The sequence below is a fragment of the Pseudoalteromonas sp. NC201 genome, from assembly GCF_002850255.1.
Lineage (GTDB): Bacteria > Pseudomonadota > Gammaproteobacteria > Enterobacterales > Alteromonadaceae > Pseudoalteromonas.
This window is the reverse complement of record NZ_CP022522.1, coordinates 564,305-581,230: the sequence shown is the minus strand read 5'-3', so window position 1 is coordinate 581,230 and position 16,926 is coordinate 564,305. Positions and strand designations below refer to the sequence as shown.

Genomic DNA, 16,926 nt, shown 5'->3' with positions numbered 1-16,926 from the left:
GTATGACAAATCTTATTCAGTTAAGCCAAACATCTAACAACATCCTCCTATCTCCTTTAAAGCGAATCAAACAACAAAGAGCAGTAGGCGCTAGTTAATTTTTCACCTTTGTGTCATCGGAATGTAAAAAACCGTCATTACTCTATCTGCAACAAACTGGACTAGACCAGAAATTTAACCCAAACTTTTGAGAAAAGAGCAATGAAAAAACTAACCCAAATCGCTGCTGCCGTGTTACTCGCCACCAGTCCCAGCTTATATGCTGCAACAGGTAAACTCGTTGGTGTTGTAAAAGACCCACAAAGTAATCTTTCTGGCGCTGTTATCTCAGTAAAAGGCCAAGATGTATCCACAGTATCTGATTATCGTGGTCGCTTTGAACTACCAAAACTGGATGCCGGTCGCTACACCTTAGTCGTGAAATATATGGGTTATCAGGAAACAGAACTACAGGTTGAAGTAACTGATGGCAAAGTCACTACGTTGTCTCCAATCTTATTAAACCATCAACAAGCGATGGAAGAAGTGGTCACGGTTGGGCAAATCTTCCGTGGCGCAATGGCCGCTGCAAATAACCAAAAAAATGCCAGTAATATCAAAAGTATCATTTCTGCCGATGGGATTGGTAAGTTACCAGATAGAAATGCCGCTGAAGCCGTACAACGTATTCCAGGTGTGTCGATAGAGCGTGACCAAGGTGAAGGCCGCTTTGTTGCAGTGCGTGGTTTACCGTCACAATGGAGTTCGGCCAGCATCAACGGTAACCGCCTTCCAACCGCAGAAGAGGAAACCACCAGCCGCGCCACTGCGTTCGACTTTTTTCCAAGCGAATTGATTGAGTTTGTGGAAGTGTCTAAAGCTATCACTCCCGACATGGAAGGCGATGCGATTGGCGGTAATGTTAATTTCGTGACCAAAAAAGGCGCTGATGATTTTATCCTCAAAACCAACTTTGCTGTGGGCCAAAACGAACTGGCCGATGGTACAAATTATTCTGCCAATGTGGTGTATGGCGACCGTCTACTCGACGACAAGCTAGGTTTTATCATTAACGCCACAGCGTGGCAGCGTGATTGGGCAACCGATAATTATGAGCCGCGCCGGGGTAACGATGGCTTAGGCATTTACCGTTTAGAGCTGCGTGATTATACCGGAACCCGTGAAACTTACGGCTTAAATGGCTCGCTGGAATATCAACTTGAAAGCGGCACGCTCAGCGCCAGCGCGCTATATGGCACACTGATTGATGATGAAACCCACTATAAGCACAGGCTGCGTTTTGATAAAGACCGTGCTGAGCTGCAGCATATTCGCAACGAACTCATCACCGAAATGCAAGGCTTTGAAATTGCAGGTGAACATGACTTTGGCTTTGATAAAACGCTCTCTTGGCAACTAGCCACGTACGAAAATGAGTTTCGCTATGGCGACAAACCCAACAGTGAAGACAATAGCTATTTTGTCGCCCGTTTTGATCAAAAAGAGGTTGGATATGTTGGACTTGAAGACCGCGATACCGGTAAAAATTATGCCTACAACCAAGTAGACGGCGGCAGTGACCCTTGGAACGCCATTAGCAATCACTTCCCCTCGGGCTTTACACTCGATCCAAGCAAAATGGGTTTGTCTTGGGTTGAGCTATACAAAGTCTACGTCAACGAAAAAGACAGACTGGTAGCCAATGCCGACTTTGACTGGCAATACAATAACCAGCTAGCCGTTAAATTTGGGGCAAAATACCGTGACAAAGTCCGTAAAGCTGACTTTGCCGACGAGTTTTACGCGTGGGACAGCGAACAATATGGCGCAGCGCCAACGCTTGCAGACTTTGCCTTAAGCGATCAACCCGGTCGCAGCGATTACTTAAGCGAAGCCAAGTTTGATTATCGCACGCAGTTGTCGCAGGTGGCTTCCACCGATGCTCTTGCCCAGTTTTGGACGCAAAATCGCAATAAGTTCAAGCTAGATGTGGGTGAATCAGCACTCATCAGCAACGGTGGAGCGCTGGGCAGAAACTTCGATGTTGAAGAAACCCACACCTCGCTCTACGGTATGGCAACTTACCAAGCTAACGACAACTGGGAAGTATTAGGCGGCTTACGCGTTACCCGCACCGATACCGAAGTGTCTGGTTACACTTATTTAGCCGACGAAGACAAAGTTGTTGATACCACCAACAGCAATGATTATTGGTCAATATTACCCGCACTACATGTTACCTATCGCGCCAATGACGATACCAATTATCGCCTTGCACTAACTCGCACCTTTGCCCGTCCTGACTTTGGCTCATTAACACCAGGGGCAACTTACCTTGAGCAAGACAATCAGCTTAACTCAGGAAATCCAGCGCTCGACCCTACGTACTCAAATAATCTCGACTTGATGGTGGAACATTATTTTGACCGCGTTGGCTTGGTCTCTGCGGGGGTATTCTACAAAGATATCCAAGACCCTATCTTCCAAGCCACCAGCGTTGGCAATTACAACAACAAGCAAGGCGTGACCATCATCCGTCCTGAAAACGGCGATAGCGCTTGGCTTGCGGGCATTGAGCTGGCATTTAACCGCGACCTTGGTTTTATTTCTGACAGTTTGAGCAACTTTGGGGTAATGACCAATGCGACCTTTATGGACTCTGAAATGCAGATCCCAGAGCGCACAGAAAAAGTAGCCATTCCACGTCAGGCCAATGAGCTTTACAACTTTACGCTGTATTACGACGACACCCGTTTTGCCGCTCGAATAGCACTTAATCATAAAGGTGCTTATATCGAAGAGCACGGCGGCGATAGCCAATCGGATAGCTACTATGGCGCCAATACCAGCGTGGACTTTACAACGTCATACCAACTTAACGAACAAACGTTAGTTTACCTAGAGCTAAGTAACCTCACCAATGAAGCATTGCAGTACTACCAAGGTGAGCAGGGTCGTCCATTACAGGTGGAATACTATGGTATCCGCGGCATGGTCGGCATTAACTACCAATTTTAATACCAATTCACTTGATTAAGCCGATTGGTATACACCGGTTGACGGGCAATCCACAAAGGATTGCCCTCGAATTACCGAGGATCCTATGATGTTGCAGATCACCCTATTTAACGCCCGCCCGCGCTGGCTAAAAGACGCCCAAGGTATCGGCTTTGTACTATTTGCCGCGACCAGTGCGTTTATGACTTACTTTTGTATGTACGCCTTTCGTAAGCCATTTTCGGTCAATACCTATGAAGCCTTTGATGACCCAAGCTGGGTTGTTAGCTTTAAAATTGCCCTGATCCTTTCGCAAGTGTTTGGCTACCTATGCGCGAAATTTATCGGCGTTAAAGTGATTGCTGAAATGCAGCATCATTATCGCGGTCGTGCGATTTTGGCCATGATTTTAGCCGCCGAGCTCGCGCTGGTGCTATTTGCCATCACTCCTACGGGCTGGAATCTGGTTTGGCTGTTTGCCAATGGCCTCTCCCTTGGCATGATCTGGGGTTTGGTTTTTAGCTTTTTAGAAGGTCGTAAAACCACCGAAATCTTAGGTGCGGTACTCAGCGTTACTTTTATTCTTGCCTCTGGATTGGTCAGAACTGTGGGCAAATGGCTGGTAACCGAACTCAATGTGCCTGAACTGTGGATGCCAGCGGCAACCGGAGCGATTTTTCTACCACTGCTTGTACTTAGCGTTGCTTGTCTAAATAGTATTCCTGAGCCTACACAAGAAGATGAACAATTACGACAAAAGCGCGCGCCAATGGATGGCAAAGCACGGCTAGCGTTTTTTAAACAGTATTGGTTTGGAATAACCGTACTGGTGCTTAGCTTTTTACTCTTTACCGGCTTTCGTGACTTTAGAGATAACTTCTCAGCCGAGATCTGGCAGGCCTTAGGTTATGGGCAAGAACCCGCGATTTTTGCTTATGCCGGGATCCGCATCGCCTTTATCGTACTCATTGCGCTTGCCGCATTGGTGTTAATTAAAAATAACCGCATCGCATTTTTTGCCAATCATGGCTTTGTCTTACTCGGGGCTTCACTGCTGGCTGGTAGTACGTATTTATACCAAACCCAAAGTCTCGATCCTAAAACTTGGATGGTACTGCTCGGGGCTGGTCTTTATATCAGTTATATCCCCTATAACTGCTTTTTGTTTGACCGCATGATCTCAGCGGTTGGTTCGACTGCGAACGCCGGGTTTTTGATTTATCTGGCGGATTCGGCGGGCTACATCGGTTCAGTTGGCATTTTGCTCTATAAAACTTTTGCCACACCTGAGCTCAGCTGGCTGCACTTCTTTACCATGGCTTGCTATTGGGTAGCGTTTATCGCAAGCGCCCTCGTAGTGAGTTCAATTATTTATTTTGCCGTGAAATTAAAGCGACCACGTAAGGCGTCAACGCAACTACGCGCCACGGCACTTTCATCACATATTTCCTAGCTAGGAGTCATAACAACATGAAACACATTGAAGCGTTAATTTTGGATTGGGCTGGTACTGTGGTCGACTACGGTTCGATTGCCCCTACCAGTATTTTTGTTGAAGCATTTAAGCAAACATATCAATTTGATATTTCCTTGGCTGAAGCGCGCGGCCCGATGGGAATGGGCAAATGGGATCACATTAATACCTTGCTACAAATGGACAGCGTCCGCACCCGCTGGATAAACCAATTTGGTCAGCCACCGAGTACGGCAGATGTTGACCATATTTATCAAACCTTTATGCCACTTCAACAGGCAAAAGTCGCCGACCGAGCAGCCCCCATTCCGGGCGTGCTTGCGGTGATCAAACGCTTGCAACAACAAGGCGTTAAGATTGGTAGTTGTTCTGGGTATCCCAAGCCTGTGATGGACGTACTAGTGCCTGCCGCTGCCGACTATGGTTATCAGCCAGATAGTGTGGTTGCCAGTGATGAATGTGCGGCAGGTTCGCGCCCTGGCCCTTGGATGGCGTTAGAAAACGTACAACGACTTGGGATTAATCGCGTGTCAGGATGCGTAAAAGTCGATGATTCCGCGCCGGGAATTAGCGAGGGATTAAATGCCGGCATGTGGACCGTAGGACTTGCGTTAACGGGTAATGCCGTGGGGCTTAGCGAAGAAGAATGGACTGCGCTCGGTCACGAAGAGCAAAGTGCACGTTCCCTTAGTGCTTATCAGCAGCTTGGCGAGGCCGGTGCGCATTATGTGATTGACTCACTAGCCGACATCGAAATGGTCTTGGTGGATATTTCTGCTCGTATTGCCCGTGGAGAGCGCCCGTAATGCGCTTTCAGCCTTTTTGGTTTGATGAAGCAATCACTCAAGCCGATATTGAAGCCGCAGCAAGCGCGCCGTCTCATGGCGCGTTAGATACCCAAGTTTGTATCATAGGTGGCGGCTTTACTGGCCTTTGGACAGCCATAACGCTGAAAAAGCAAAAACCTGAGCTGAATATCGCCATCATTGAAAAGGACCTCTGTGGACAAGGTGCTTCGGGTCGTAATGGCGGAGCTATGCTGACATGGTCGACTAAGTTTGCCAGCTTAATTAAAGAGTTTGGCTTAGAACAAGCCTGCTTTTTAGTGCGCCAGTCGGAGCAGGCCGTTCATGACATTAAAGCCTTTACCAGTAAACACGGGATTGAATGTGATTGCCGCGTTGATGGTACTTACTATACGGCTTCTAATCACAGCCAGCGTAATGCCTTTGGCCCCATTACCACCCTACTCGAGCAACACCAGCTTAATGCGTGGCAAACACTGGATGAAGCGCAGTTGCAAGCAACCGGCTCTAATGCCAACCTTGCTGGAATTTACTCCCCCCATGCCGGTAGTGTTCAACCCGCCAAGCTTGTGCGTGGACTGATGAAGGTGGCAAAAACCCTTGGGGTCAAAGTATTTGAACACACCCGCTACCTAAAGCACCAAGGCCAAGACACGCTAACCATTACCACAGACAAAGGCGAGATCAGAGCCAATCAGCTGGTATTTGCCGTTAACGCTTGGCTACCAAGCTTATTGCCGCAGTTTTCTCGCAGCGTGGTGTTGGTTTCGAGCGATATGGCGATCACCTCCCCAGCGCCTGAAAAGCTTGCAGCAATGAAGCTGAACCACGGTGCTCCGGTGATTGATGCACGCATTTTTGTGAATTACTACCGCACCACCTCAAGCGGTCGATTAATGCTTGGCAAAGGTGGGAATTATTTTAGTTTCAATAACCAAGTGAGAAACACCTTTCACCGTGCTAGCCGTTATCAAGCGATTCTTGAACGCTCATTTAGCCATTTTTTTGCACATCACCAACTCGAGATAGACAGAACTTGGACCGGCCCCTCAGACCGAAGTGTCTCTGGCATGCCTTTCTTTGGTCATTTAAATGGTCAAGCTAATGTGTTTTATGGCAGCGGTTACTCAGGCAACGGCGTGGTGCAATCCTATTTAGGTGGACAAATCTTAGCGAGTCTACTGCTTAATCAACATAACGACTGGCGTCACTGCGCCTTGGTCAACCAAACGCTTAAACAGTTTCCCGTCGAGCCATTTCGCACCGCGGGGGCCTTAATGGTGAGAAATGCCATTCGCCGTAAAGAAAGCGCAGAGGATAACAACACGCCACCGCATAAACTCGATGTTTGGCTAAGCAAGCTTAGTGGCAGCGCAGCAAAATTAGATCCGAACGTGAAGCAGGAGTATATAAAGTGAATGCCATTGCACAAATAAAACAGCTATTCGAGCAATATGGTCACGCCACCTATGACGAGGCATGCAGCCAAATTTATCATGCCGAGCAATGCGCCACCCTCGCGAAAGAAAATGGTTATGATCAAGCGACTCAAATCGCTGCATTTTTACATGATATTGGCCATTTTGTTGCTCAATCTCAGAATAACCCGGACTTTACCCCACAAGGATATAGCAATCATGGCGATTTAGGGGCAGATCATTTAACTCAGCTTGGCTTTGATCGCGCGGTGACAATGCTAGTGCGCAAACACGTAGATGCGAAACGCTATCTGGTCAGTATTGATGAGGAGTATTACCAAACGCTCTCTCCTGCCAGCCAATTAACGCTAACAAGACAAGGTGGAAAAATGAGCAGCGTAGAACTTGCGGCATTCTCCAAGCTACCTGAATTGGACGCTATTATCGCGCTGCGTCGTTTTGATGATTTAGGGAAAGATCCGAGTTTAGCCGTTTTGCCGAGTAGCTATTGGTTTAGCCAGATAGAAGCCTATTTGGCGAGTTAGGCCAGTCTGAGTTTACAAGTCTATGATTATAAATATTTATCCTGTCATAAAACGATAGTAAGCTTGTCACAAAAGGTTTTATCGACTCTATTATGCTGCTTTATCAACGTATTCGAAACCATATCCAAGCGCTGCTAGCCGCTGGCAGCATGACGCCCGGTGCCAAATTGCCTTCAGAGCGTGCGCTGCAAGAAACATTTAGCTCAACACGGATCACCGTCCGTGAAGCCCTAGCACGACTAGAAGCCGAAGGACTTATCTTTAGCCAAAAGCGTCGCGGCTGGTTTGTCACCCCCGAAAAACTCAAATGGCATCCAGCTAAAAAAGTGAACTTTAACCACCTTGCCATTGAACAAGGCTTTACACCAACAACTCAAGTAGTGGCAATTAATGCCCCTTCCACAGAGCCTGAGTTTAGCCACTCTCATTTTAACGGCCAGCCTGTATATGAATTAACTCGAGTACGCGCGTTAGATGGTCGCGCAATAATGATGGAACAGATCTATTGTGCAGCCGAACGTTTTGCCGACTTGCACAACCAACCGCTGGATGGCTCAATCACAGAAGTGATGTCGACCCATTACCAAGTTGACGTCAGCTTTGAACAGTGTGTAATAAGCGTCACCGTACTACCCGATGACGTTGCCGACAAATTAGAAAAGAACAGCGGCGCACCTTGCTTAAAGGTACTGCGCGCCCGCTATGACGCCGAGCAAGCATTGGTGGATTACAATATTGAATATTGGCTCCATGACGCCATAGAAATGATTGTTGAAGGCGTGTAACCCCTGTAGGTCGTGCTTTAGCACGACAACCTTTTCGCATATATAGTCACATGGTAAACACAATCATTATAATGAATATCAGCTCCATGACGGCATAGCGATGATTGTTGAAGACGTGTAAGCCCGTCCCCGTAGCTCGTGCTTTAGCACGACAACCTTTCCTATAACCTGCGGTTGTCCTATTTTAGAAATAGCGCTAAGTTTAAATTTGGTACTCCCACATTTGACAACTGCAAGGAACATCAAGATGGCTAATTTTAATGAGCGACTTAATGGCCTAGATCTGAGCCAGATAACACATAGACTCAAAATCGCAACAGGTATGACAGAAGCTGATTGTTTACAAGCAGAAGTGCTGTACAGGCAATTTCTTGTGTTAAAGTCAAAATATCCAGATACGCCAATCACACCGCCACAACTGGCCGATGAGGTATGGCATGAGCATATCACCGATACACTCGCGTATCACAATGACTGTGAAAACCTCTTTGGCGCATTTTTACACCATATCCCAGACGAAGATAATCAAGAAACATGGCAAAAGGCTGTGTATTTATATCAGTTAGAGTTTGGTGTTGATGTAAGTAACTTACAGGCCGCATATTGCAGATAACCGACTAGGCTCGCTACAGCGAGCTTTTTCTTTTTGCTATCCGACTATTCATAAACGCGAATCCAATACTTCTGGTTTTTGATACTAGTGTTGTATATGAAGTGATAGAAATGGCAATAAGTCTTGTCAGCAATGAAGTGACATACACAATACCTGATCCGAAAAAATTAACTGATGCACTAAATAACTTGTATAAATCAGTGCCACCACTAGGAGCAAAAGAATAAATGGATATTTTAAAAATTGAAGTTCTTTCACATGCGCTGACGTTATTATTCGGAGCTATCTTTGGCTTTATAGCTGATGCTGTTTTTCGTCCATATTTATCAACTAAGTTCAAAAACCTAGCTACAAAACAGGATATCAAAATAATAACGGATAAAGTTGAATCTGTGAGACATGATTATGCAATACAATTGGAAAGGACTAAGACGGAGTTATCATCGAAGTTGAAAACTCACGGCTTTCGTTATGAAAAAGAATATGAAGTGCTTTGCGAATTGAATGAATGTCTAGTAAATGTTCTTGACGCTTGTAATGAACTTAGACCGATAATAGAGTTTGTAGACTGCCCAATAAATCTGAGACCCTCAAACACACCTGAGGGTAAGGTTGATTTACATAATGAAGCTGACCTCGAAAATTTAAAGGATATGAAAATTATCAAAGAAAAGAGACTTGCAAAGTTAGACCAAGCTCTTAAAAAACTTCGTTCAGTCATGTTAAAAAAGAAACCCTTCTATTCGGAGGCAGTATACTTAGCTTCATCAGATGTTTTAAAACAAGTGGGTGATGAGTACTGGAGTTACTTGTGTGCAAATCAATTTAAAGTTGAATTAAACCAAGAATTCTACGAGGAAGGTCGAGAAAATAGGTTAAAAATCAGTAAGAAAGCTGAGTTCGCAATTGAAAAAATACGTCAAAGAGTAATTGAATGGGAAACATTGGAATAGAAAGTGAAGAGGTTAAAATGAATAAACGTACTGAAATAATGGAATGCCCAAATTGCGGCGGCAAGTTTGAACTGACAGAGTTTAATCCGGATGGCTTAGGTTGGGAAAAAGAAAATTATTACTGTCCCCACGACGATTGTAATTACTTTGACACACGTAGATCTCCCGGTAGCTTCAAGACCACAAAGCATACTAATTAGTTTAACTGGAATAAAACACACCATAAATTTTACTAAGGAATGACATTTATATGGTTCGACCTGGCTTTTTAATCCTCTTTTTTACTTCGTTATTTGCTGTGTTTATTATCTATTATGGACTGCTATTTGTTGGTGAATCGATGATTGACACTGCCAGAATGGCAGAAACTTAAAGACGAACCTAAGATTTGGTTTCAAAGGAGTGGCGCCATTTTAGTTTGCTTGGCCATCATGGTTGAGTTTGGAATTTTAAAAATTTTAAAAATGGAGCATGAATCTAGAGAAACAGTAAGCGAACAAGCTGGGGAGAGAGCATATAAAACCATGTACTTTTTGGGTCATATTTTGGCATTCCTGTTTGCCATCGTTGGTACACTCGTATGGGGATATGGTAACATTATTTATTCTCACCACTTTGGAAATTAAACAATTGGAATAAAGCAAACCGTAATACTAGATATAAAAGGATGCGCCAAAGTATTGGCAAAAAATCTTAAAGGAATTTCTCAACCAGCCCCAAGGTTTAACCTTATTTATAGGTGACAGCCCAGATTAGACAATCGTTAACACAATTGAAGATTTGCTACTCATTTATTTAGCTAAAGGGGTGTAACCCCCTTAACCCATCGCCGCGTAAAGCGTCTCCTACCCTAACAGTTTACCAGTATATTGCTTCAGTAATAGCAATCGCCGGGTAAAGCGCCTCCCACCCTAACGGTTTATCAATACTTTGCTTCAGCAATACCCATCGCCGCGTAAAGCGCCTCCCACTCTAACGGTTTACCAATACTTTGCTTCAGCAATACCCATCGCCGCGTAAAGCGCCTCCTGCCCTAACGGTTTACCAGTATTTTGCTTGTGCGATAGCTTCTAGTAGTCCGCTAATATCTGCGGCATATACTTCGCCAATATTACCGATCCTAAAGCAATCTGCGTTTGATACTTTGCCGGGGTAAATTACATATCCTTTTTGCTTCAATGCTTCATAAAAGCGCTTAAACTCATAGCTTTCGTCACTTGGTGAATAAAAAGAAGTGATAATAGGTGAGTGCATGGCTTCTGGTAACAAGGCTTCAAAACCAAGGGCTTTCATGCCGCTAACGAGCTGTTTTTGATTTTCGCTGTAACGCTTGAATCGTGCAGAAGCGCCTCCCTCTTGCGCCAATTCTTCTAGTGCTTTGGCAAAAGCCCTGACAACATGCGTTGGCGAGGTAAAACGCCATTTACCATGATGATTTTCCATGGTTTTCCACTGAGCGTGTAGATCCAAAGAAAGTGAGCGTGCTTGTCCTTCAGAGGCAATCAAGAGCGCTGTTTTTGTAATCACAAAGCCAAAACCTGGAACACCTTGAATACACTTATTTGCTGAGCTAATGAGGATATCAATTTGCCACTCGTGCATATCCATCTCAATGCCGCCAAAACTGCTCATGGCATCAAGGATCATTACTTTATTGTGATGTTTCGCAAGCTCCGCTACGCGTTTAGCCGGATTCAGCATCCCCGTTGTGGTTTCGCAGTGTACCATTGCTACGTGGGTGATCTCAGGGTGTTGCTCAAGCGTTTGTGAGATCTGCTCAAGTTGCGGCAATTCGGTTTCAACAAAGTTGAGCGCTATCACATTAATATTTAGATAATTGGCTATCTCAATAATACGCGCACCATAGGCACCATTATTGATAACCAGTAAAGTGCCAGACTTAGAAATAAAAGTCCCAATAGCCGCCTCTACACTTGCTGTACCACTGCCCTGCATTAAGGTTGCACTGTAGTCACTGCGATACTGCGGATCTGCAACCGCAATTTCACAAAGCTGATTGCGAATAACTTGCACCACACCTTGGTTATATTCATCATCCCAGGTGCACCAGTCTTTCAACATGGCTTCTTTCACGGTGTGAGATGTACTGAGCGGGCCTGGCGTCAGGAGTAAATAATCGTTGTTCATAACTGCCTCTAAACTGGTCTATACCAGAATATTTAACCGAGTTTAGATGACGACAACGTGACAGATTTATGAAAATAATAATTATAACAACATAGTTAACCTGAGCTTCGGATAATTAATGCTTTTCTAGCAGCCAGTTTTAGCGCTAGCTGCGTTAACTTGAGTTTAATAGCCGTCGATAGAGTCGATGTAACCCTAGGAAGTCACGCCTAATAACGAGTACTGAAACCATGACTAAGTCATTTGCATTGGAGCCAAGAGGGTAAAAAATTAAAAAAAACTGCCGAAGCCAAGAAGGAAGGTATTGATAATAGACTCCAAAACAGGCTGCTGCGAGAAACATCACGATTGAAAAAGACATGCATAGTTGTAAGTAGCTATAACAAACATTACCTACCCTAGCACTCCCTCTTGGAATGAGTGTCAGCGTGAACATAGTCAATAAGTCCATCACGATTAAAGCGCCGTTATACCTAAGAATTTCCCAAGTATTAACTGCACTGTCAGAGGGAAGCAAAAAAAGGGCTACAATGGGAATAGTAATCAGAAACGAAATAAACATAACTGCACTATAAAATATAGGCTGTTGTTCAAGACGCTCTTGCCTATTCCCAGAATAAATGGCTAGGTTGTAAAGCAAAGCAAAAAGAAAGCCCCATGCACTAAATGTAGACAGAAATAAGGCTGTTATCTTTTCGATATACATCAATAACTAACTTAGTAGTTAACGATACCCGTTTGGATTATTGCTTTGCCAGCGCCATGTATCTTGCATCATGGCATCCAATCCACGCTCTGCATGCCAGCCTAATTCAGATTTGGCTTTTTCAGGCGCTGCATAACAGGCGGCAATGTCGCCATCGCGACGCGGTTTAATGTCATACGGTATGGCTTTGCCCGCTGCCTTTTCAAACGCAGTAACCATCTCAAGTACTGAGTAGCCATTGCCGGTACCTAAGTTATAGATATGTGTGCCTGCTGCTACTGCGATTTTTTCAAGTGCTTTTAAATGGCCAATAGCTAGATCAACCACGTGAATGTAATCTCTCACGCCCGTGCCGTCTTTGGTGTCATAGTCGTCGCCAAAGACGCCTAAACTCGCCAGTTTACCAACAGCAACCTGTGAGATGTAGGGCAGTAAGTTGTTGGGAATACCATTTGGGTCTTCACCAATTAACCCCGACTCGTGTGCGCCAACCGGGTTAAAGTAACGCAAAATAGCAAAGGCCCAACGCGGGTCTGATTTAGCGACATCCTGTAGTACCATTTCAACCATCAGCTTTGACGTACCATAAGGATTGGTTGTGCCACCAACAGGGAAATCTTCACGAATAGGAAGGCTGGCAGGATCTCCATAGACCGTCGCTGACGAGCTAAAAACTAGCTTAAATACATTGGCGTCACGCATCGCATCAAGCAGCGTCAACGTACCCTGAACGTTGTTTTGATAATACTCGATTGGCTTTTGAACCGACTCTCCTACGGCTTTTAAGCCTGCAAAGTGGATCACTTCTTCAATATCATATTGCGCGAATACACTATCAAGAAATGCCTTATCAAGAATATCCCCCTGATGGAATGCCGCTTCCTTTCCTACTATCTCAGCGACTCTATGTAATGAAGTCTGCTGAGAGTTGCTTAGATTATCTACGACCACTACCTTTTTGCCTTGCTGTAGCAGCTCTAATACAGTGTGAGAGCCAATATAGCCTGCACCACCAGTTACAAGAATCGTCATATCTCTTCCTATGGTTGTTGTCTACGCATCGCATCGAGCATTCTACTCAATTTGTTATTGTCAGTCTTGGCGGTAGCATACAAATGCCAGCTTGTTATCAAAAAAGCTCAAGCGAGAAATTGAAGTCTGACAGTAACTTCTTAAGTTTCTTAATAAGTGGACTTTTTTAGGCGCATTTAAATCCCGATAATAAATTTTATTATCTAGTGCATATGCCACTTTATTATCATCCAACCAGGTATAATCTTGCACTTGACTGGGAAGAGCAAAAAATCGCTGAATATGATCGCTCTCTCTGTGGTAAGTTGCGAACCACATTAAGCCATTGACTTGATATGTAAAAGCAAACACATCACGCACACGGTTGTAAGACAAAGTTCGGCCAATATCTTCGGCAAGAATTTGTGGTAAATGACCATTAATATCTGTGTACTGTAAGGTATGCGGAGCACTCTCAGTCGCACCTAAAATAAACATAATCAGATCTTGGTTGCTCCCCCAAGCATGATACCCCACAGGTTCAATATGCTCAAAAACACGACTTGGTTTTGTAGCCTGATCAAACGGATAAAACCACAGTTTTTGCTTACCGGATCCCTCAACCACAATCGTCGTTAACCCTTTCCCATTCGGATGCAGTGTGGGTGAATACTCGGAGACAGGGGATTGCGTGAGGTTGGTTGTGTTTTGGCTTTGAAAGCCGTAAAAAAACAGATCCGTTTGGCTATTGCCATCAGCGCTTACTTCCGCGGTATAGTAAACCCCAGAATCAGTCACTAGCGGCTGATTAAAATATGCGGTGTTTTCAGTAATTGGTTTAGCACTGAAATGTTCACCTAATTCAGCTAGCCAAATTTGGCTTTTGGGCATGGCTGAATACGCAGGTAAACAGGACGCGAAAGCGAATAGACAAACTGCGAGCTTCACACGCATTGAAATGGGCATGGACGTTCCTTTGATTTTTCATTGTAGTTATATCACCCCGCTATGATACCCAACACTCGCCCTCAAGCAAAGCTTGCCAAAAACTTTGCTTCGCGTAACATCGAATTAACGGATGATGAAAGCTAAGGCAGATTTATGTCAGACAAACACCCTATTATCGCCATTACTGGTAGTTCAGGCGCAGGCACTACAACAACGACAAGCGCGATAAAACATATATTCCGCAGTCTTAATACCAAAGCCGCCTATGTCGAAGGCGATAGCTTTCATCGCTACACTCGCCCTGAAATGGATAAATTGCGTCGCGAAGCGCTGCAAGAAGGTAAGCACATTAGCTACTTTGGTGAAGAAGCCAATGACTTCGGCGCATTAGAAAGTCTGTTCAAAAGCTATGGCGAAACCGGCAATGGCAAAGTCCGTCGCTACCTTCATACGTTTGACGATGCCGTGCCATTTAATCAGCTACCGGGCACTTTTACTCCTTATCAAGAACTGGAACAAAACACCGATATGCTGTTTTATGAGGGGCTGCACGGTGGTGTCGTGACCCCCGAATATGATGTGGCCAGCAACGTTGATCTATTGATTGGCATGGTGCCTATCATCAACCTTGAGTGGATCCAAAAGCTCATTCGCGATACCAATGAGCGCGGCCACTCCAAAGAAGCGGTTATGACGTCAATTGTGCGCTCAATGGATGACTACATTAATCACATCACTCCCCAGTTTTCTCGCACGCATATTAACTTTCAACGCGTGCCCACCGTGGATACCTCTAACCCATTCAGTGCTAAAGACATACCCTCATTAGACGAAAGCTTTGTGGTTATTCGCTTTCGTGGCATCGAAGATGTTAATTTCCCTTACTACTTACAAATGATTGAGGGCAGCTTTATGTCTCGTGTAAACACGTTAGTTGTGCCGGGCGGGAAAATGGGGCTGGCGATGGAGTTGGTACTGACTCCACTTATCAAGGAATTATTAGTAAAGAAACGCGCCCTTGAGAATATGGCGCCAGTCGATTTACCGATTTAACCCAGCTTATGTTTTGATTAGGAATAATAGCTTCCTTGCATCGCTCCATATCACACTTTACACTGACGCCTTTTAGAGCATCACGAGTAGTTGTTATATGGACGTGCTTACCATTTTAGTGGGGTCTAAAAACCCAGTAAAAATCAATGCTGCAAAAACCATCTTTGCGCAGTACTTTCCCAATGCAAAAATTGACTGTCAGGGTATCTCAGCGCCGAGTCTCGTTGCGGATCAGCCTTTAGGTGAACAAGCCACCCGCGAAGGCGCAGAGAATCGTGTTACTTACTTACAGCAACATCATCAAGCCGATTTTTATTGTGCCATGGAAGGAGGCGCTGCCAAATTTGAATACGGTGCAGCTACTTTCGCTTATGTCGTCATTGCGAATAACCGTCGTACGAGTGTCGGCCGTAGTTGTAATTTGCCGCTACCGGCATCGGTCTACGCGCGTCTTGAACAAGGTGAAGAGCTAGGACATGTAATGGACGACTTGTTCAATACCACTAATATCAAGCAACAAGGCGGTGCTATCGGTTTGCTAACCAACCATCTTGCCACCAGAGAGAGTAGCTACACGCAAGCCTTATTACTCGCAATGGCACCCTTTAATCACCCCGAGATGTATTTATAATGCCGAACTATACACATATTTTATTTGATGCTGACGAAACCTTATTTAGCTTTAATGCCAAATTTGGATTACAAACGCTGTTTACTCAATATGACGTTGTGTTCACTGACGAGGACTACGAAGAATATAACAGCTTAAATGCGCCACTTTGGGTGCAGTATCAAAATGGTGAGATTGACGCAAAAACACTTCAGGTAACGCGCTTTAGTCGCTGGGCTGAAAAACTCGATATCGCACCTGAAGTACTCAATGCGGGATTCTTGGCCGCGATGGCAGAAATTTGCCAACCGTTACCGGGAGCTAAAGCCTTGCTCGATAGCCTGAAAGGCCAATGTACTTTGGCTATTATTACCAATGGATTTGCCGCGCTTCAGCAAAAAAGATTGGAACATACCGGCCTTGTGGATCGTTTTTCTGAAGTGGTGATCTCTGAGTTGGTGGGTAAAGCTAAGCCAGATCCGAGTATTTTTGCGCATACGTTAGCACTGTTAGGGAACCCCGACAAATCCAAAGTATTAATGGTTGGCGACACACCAGCAAGTGACATTCTAGGCGCAAACCGCTTTGGGATTGATAGCTGTTGGTTAAAGCATGATGGCAAAGTCTGCCCTGACCATATCAAGCCAACCTATACCGTAGAATCTCTTAAAGAGTTGCAAGCGATTTTAATGGGGTAATGCCCTGTACAATTGTGTGGGAATAAGCTGACCTTGCGGGTTTTAAAAGCTCGCCGAATAAATCGGCTCCTACCAAAGGTAGACCTGTGTAGGAGCAAGTTTACCTTGCGGATTATTAAAAGCTCGCCGAGAAAATCGGCTCCTACCAAAAGTAGACCTGTGTAGGAGCAAGTTTACCTTGC

Annotated in this window: 15 protein-coding genes; 12 read left to right on the top strand and 3 right to left on the bottom strand. The window is 44.9% G+C overall.

The window, feature by feature from the left end; genetic code table 11:
• Positions 1-201 precede the first annotated feature (201 nt).
• The 9 genes from PNC201_RS02515 (at position 202) to PNC201_RS02470 (ending at position 10,196) form a co-directional block, all read left to right on the top strand.
• Entirely contained in the window at positions 202-2,997 is a 2,796-nt protein-coding gene (locus tag PNC201_RS02515; protein WP_102056071.1) for a TonB-dependent receptor, read from the top strand.
• Positions 2,998-3,082: 85 nt separating this feature from the next.
• The gene (locus PNC201_RS02510; RefSeq protein ID WP_233525202.1) at positions 3,083-4,429 is read left to right on the top strand and encodes a DUF5690 family protein; all 1,347 of its coding nucleotides are present in this window, start codon (positions 3,083-3,085) and stop codon (positions 4,427-4,429) included.
• Between the two features lie 17 nt (positions 4,430-4,446).
• Complete coding sequence (gene phnX / locus PNC201_RS02505; RefSeq protein WP_102056069.1) at positions 4,447-5,256, top strand: phosphonoacetaldehyde hydrolase; 810 nt, start codon at positions 4,447-4,449, stop codon at positions 5,254-5,256.
• Positions 5,256-6,674 carry an FAD-dependent oxidoreductase gene (locus tag PNC201_RS02500; RefSeq protein WP_102056068.1) on the top strand — a complete coding sequence of 473 codons (1,419 nt, stop codon included), beginning with the start codon at positions 5,256-5,258 and terminating at the stop codon, positions 6,672-6,674. Before phnX ends, PNC201_RS02500 begins: the two co-directional genes overlap by 1 nt.
• Complete coding sequence (locus PNC201_RS02495; RefSeq protein WP_102056067.1) at positions 6,671-7,219, top strand: HD domain-containing protein; 549 nt, start codon at positions 6,671-6,673, stop codon at positions 7,217-7,219. The genes PNC201_RS02500 and PNC201_RS02495 overlap by 4 nt, the downstream gene beginning before the upstream one ends.
• A 92-nt stretch (positions 7,220-7,311) precedes the next feature.
• Positions 7,312-8,004, top strand: coding sequence for a UTRA domain-containing protein (locus PNC201_RS02490; RefSeq protein ID WP_088531664.1), 693 nt, complete (start codon positions 7,312-7,314; stop codon positions 8,002-8,004).
• Between the two features lie 247 nt (positions 8,005-8,251).
• Positions 8,252-8,617, top strand: a complete 366-nt coding sequence (locus PNC201_RS02485) for a glycine-rich domain-containing protein (RefSeq protein WP_102056066.1) — start codon at positions 8,252-8,254, stop codon at positions 8,615-8,617.
• A 227-nt stretch (positions 8,618-8,844) separates the two neighbouring features.
• Positions 8,845-9,570 carry a hypothetical protein gene (locus PNC201_RS02480; protein ID WP_102056065.1) on the top strand — a complete coding sequence of 242 codons (726 nt, stop codon included), beginning with the start codon at positions 8,845-8,847 and terminating at the stop codon, positions 9,568-9,570.
• Positions 9,571-9,914: 344 nt separating this feature from the next.
• Positions 9,915-10,196, top strand: a complete 282-nt coding sequence (locus PNC201_RS02470) for a hypothetical protein (protein ID WP_158299097.1) — start codon at positions 9,915-9,917, stop codon at positions 10,194-10,196.
• A gap of 415 nt (positions 10,197-10,611) precedes the next feature.
• On the opposite strand, the gene phnW is transcribed toward PNC201_RS02470, so the two are convergent.
• The 3 genes from phnW to PNC201_RS02450 form a co-directional block, all read right to left on the bottom strand.
• Entirely contained in the window at positions 10,612-11,718 is a 1,107-nt protein-coding gene (phnW, locus tag PNC201_RS02465) for a 2-aminoethylphosphonate--pyruvate transaminase (protein ID WP_102056063.1), read from the bottom strand.
• Between the two features lie 724 nt (positions 11,719-12,442).
• Positions 12,443-13,456 carry a UDP-glucose 4-epimerase GalE gene (gene galE, locus PNC201_RS02455; protein ID WP_102056061.1) on the bottom strand — a complete coding sequence of 338 codons (1,014 nt, stop codon included), beginning with the start codon at positions 13,454-13,456 and terminating at the stop codon, positions 12,443-12,445.
• 60 nt (positions 13,457-13,516) lie between these two features.
• Positions 13,517-14,401, bottom strand: coding sequence for a hypothetical protein (locus PNC201_RS02450; protein ID WP_102056060.1), 885 nt, complete (start codon positions 14,399-14,401; stop codon positions 13,517-13,519).
• A gap of 135 nt (positions 14,402-14,536) precedes the next feature.
• Here PNC201_RS02450 and PNC201_RS02445 point away from each other — a divergent pair, with 135 nt between their 5' ends.
• The 3 genes from PNC201_RS02445 (at position 14,537) to yjjG (ending at position 16,744) form a co-directional block, all read left to right on the top strand.
• Positions 14,537-15,436 (top strand): phosphoribulokinase, encoded by a 900-nt coding sequence (locus tag PNC201_RS02445; RefSeq protein WP_010368692.1) that lies wholly within the window; start codon positions 14,537-14,539, stop codon positions 15,434-15,436.
• A 97-nt stretch (positions 15,437-15,533) separates the two neighbouring features.
• Positions 15,534-16,067, top strand: a complete 534-nt coding sequence (yjjX, locus tag PNC201_RS02440; protein WP_102056059.1) for an inosine/xanthosine triphosphatase — start codon at positions 15,534-15,536, stop codon at positions 16,065-16,067.
• On the top strand, positions 16,067-16,744 hold the full coding sequence (gene yjjG / locus PNC201_RS02435) for a pyrimidine 5'-nucleotidase (protein ID WP_102056058.1): 678 nt from the start codon (positions 16,067-16,069) through the stop codon (positions 16,742-16,744). The genes yjjX and yjjG overlap by 1 nt, the downstream gene beginning before the upstream one ends.
• The last annotated feature ends 182 nt before the right edge of the window (positions 16,745-16,926 follow it).

What these genes read in the sequence shown, in the direction of transcription:
- PNC201_RS02515 (WP_102056071.1), top strand. Translation starts at nt 202, where the DNA reads ATGAAAAAACTAACCCAAATCGCTGCTGCCGTGTTACTCGCCACCAGT.
- PNC201_RS02510 (WP_233525202.1), top strand. Translation starts at nt 3,083, where the DNA reads ATGATGTTGCAGATCACCCTATTTAACGCCCGCCCGCGCTGGCTAAAA.
- phnX (WP_102056069.1), top strand. Translation starts at nt 4,447, where the DNA reads ATGAAACACATTGAAGCGTTAATTTTGGATTGGGCTGGTACTGTGGTC.
- PNC201_RS02500 (WP_102056068.1), top strand. Translation starts at nt 5,256, where the DNA reads ATGCGCTTTCAGCCTTTTTGGTTTGATGAAGCAATCACTCAAGCCGAT.
- PNC201_RS02490 (WP_088531664.1), top strand. Translation starts at nt 7,312, where the DNA reads ATGCTGCTTTATCAACGTATTCGAAACCATATCCAAGCGCTGCTAGCC.
- PNC201_RS02485 (WP_102056066.1), top strand. Translation starts at nt 8,252, where the DNA reads ATGGCTAATTTTAATGAGCGACTTAATGGCCTAGATCTGAGCCAGATA.
- PNC201_RS02480 (WP_102056065.1), top strand. Translation starts at nt 8,845, where the DNA reads ATGGATATTTTAAAAATTGAAGTTCTTTCACATGCGCTGACGTTATTA.
- phnW (WP_102056063.1), bottom strand. Translation starts at nt 11,718, where the DNA reads ATGAACAACGATTATTTACTCCTGACGCCAGGCCCGCTCAGTACATCT.
- galE (WP_102056061.1), bottom strand. Translation starts at nt 13,456, where the DNA reads ATGACGATTCTTGTAACTGGTGGTGCAGGCTATATTGGCTCTCACACT.
- PNC201_RS02450 (WP_102056060.1), bottom strand. Translation starts at nt 14,401, where the DNA reads ATGCCCATTTCAATGCGTGTGAAGCTCGCAGTTTGTCTATTCGCTTTC.
- PNC201_RS02445 (WP_010368692.1), top strand. Translation starts at nt 14,537, where the DNA reads ATGTCAGACAAACACCCTATTATCGCCATTACTGGTAGTTCAGGCGCA.
- yjjX (WP_102056059.1), top strand. Translation starts at nt 15,534, where the DNA reads ATGGACGTGCTTACCATTTTAGTGGGGTCTAAAAACCCAGTAAAAATC.
- yjjG (WP_102056058.1), top strand. Translation starts at nt 16,067, where the DNA reads ATGCCGAACTATACACATATTTTATTTGATGCTGACGAAACCTTATTT.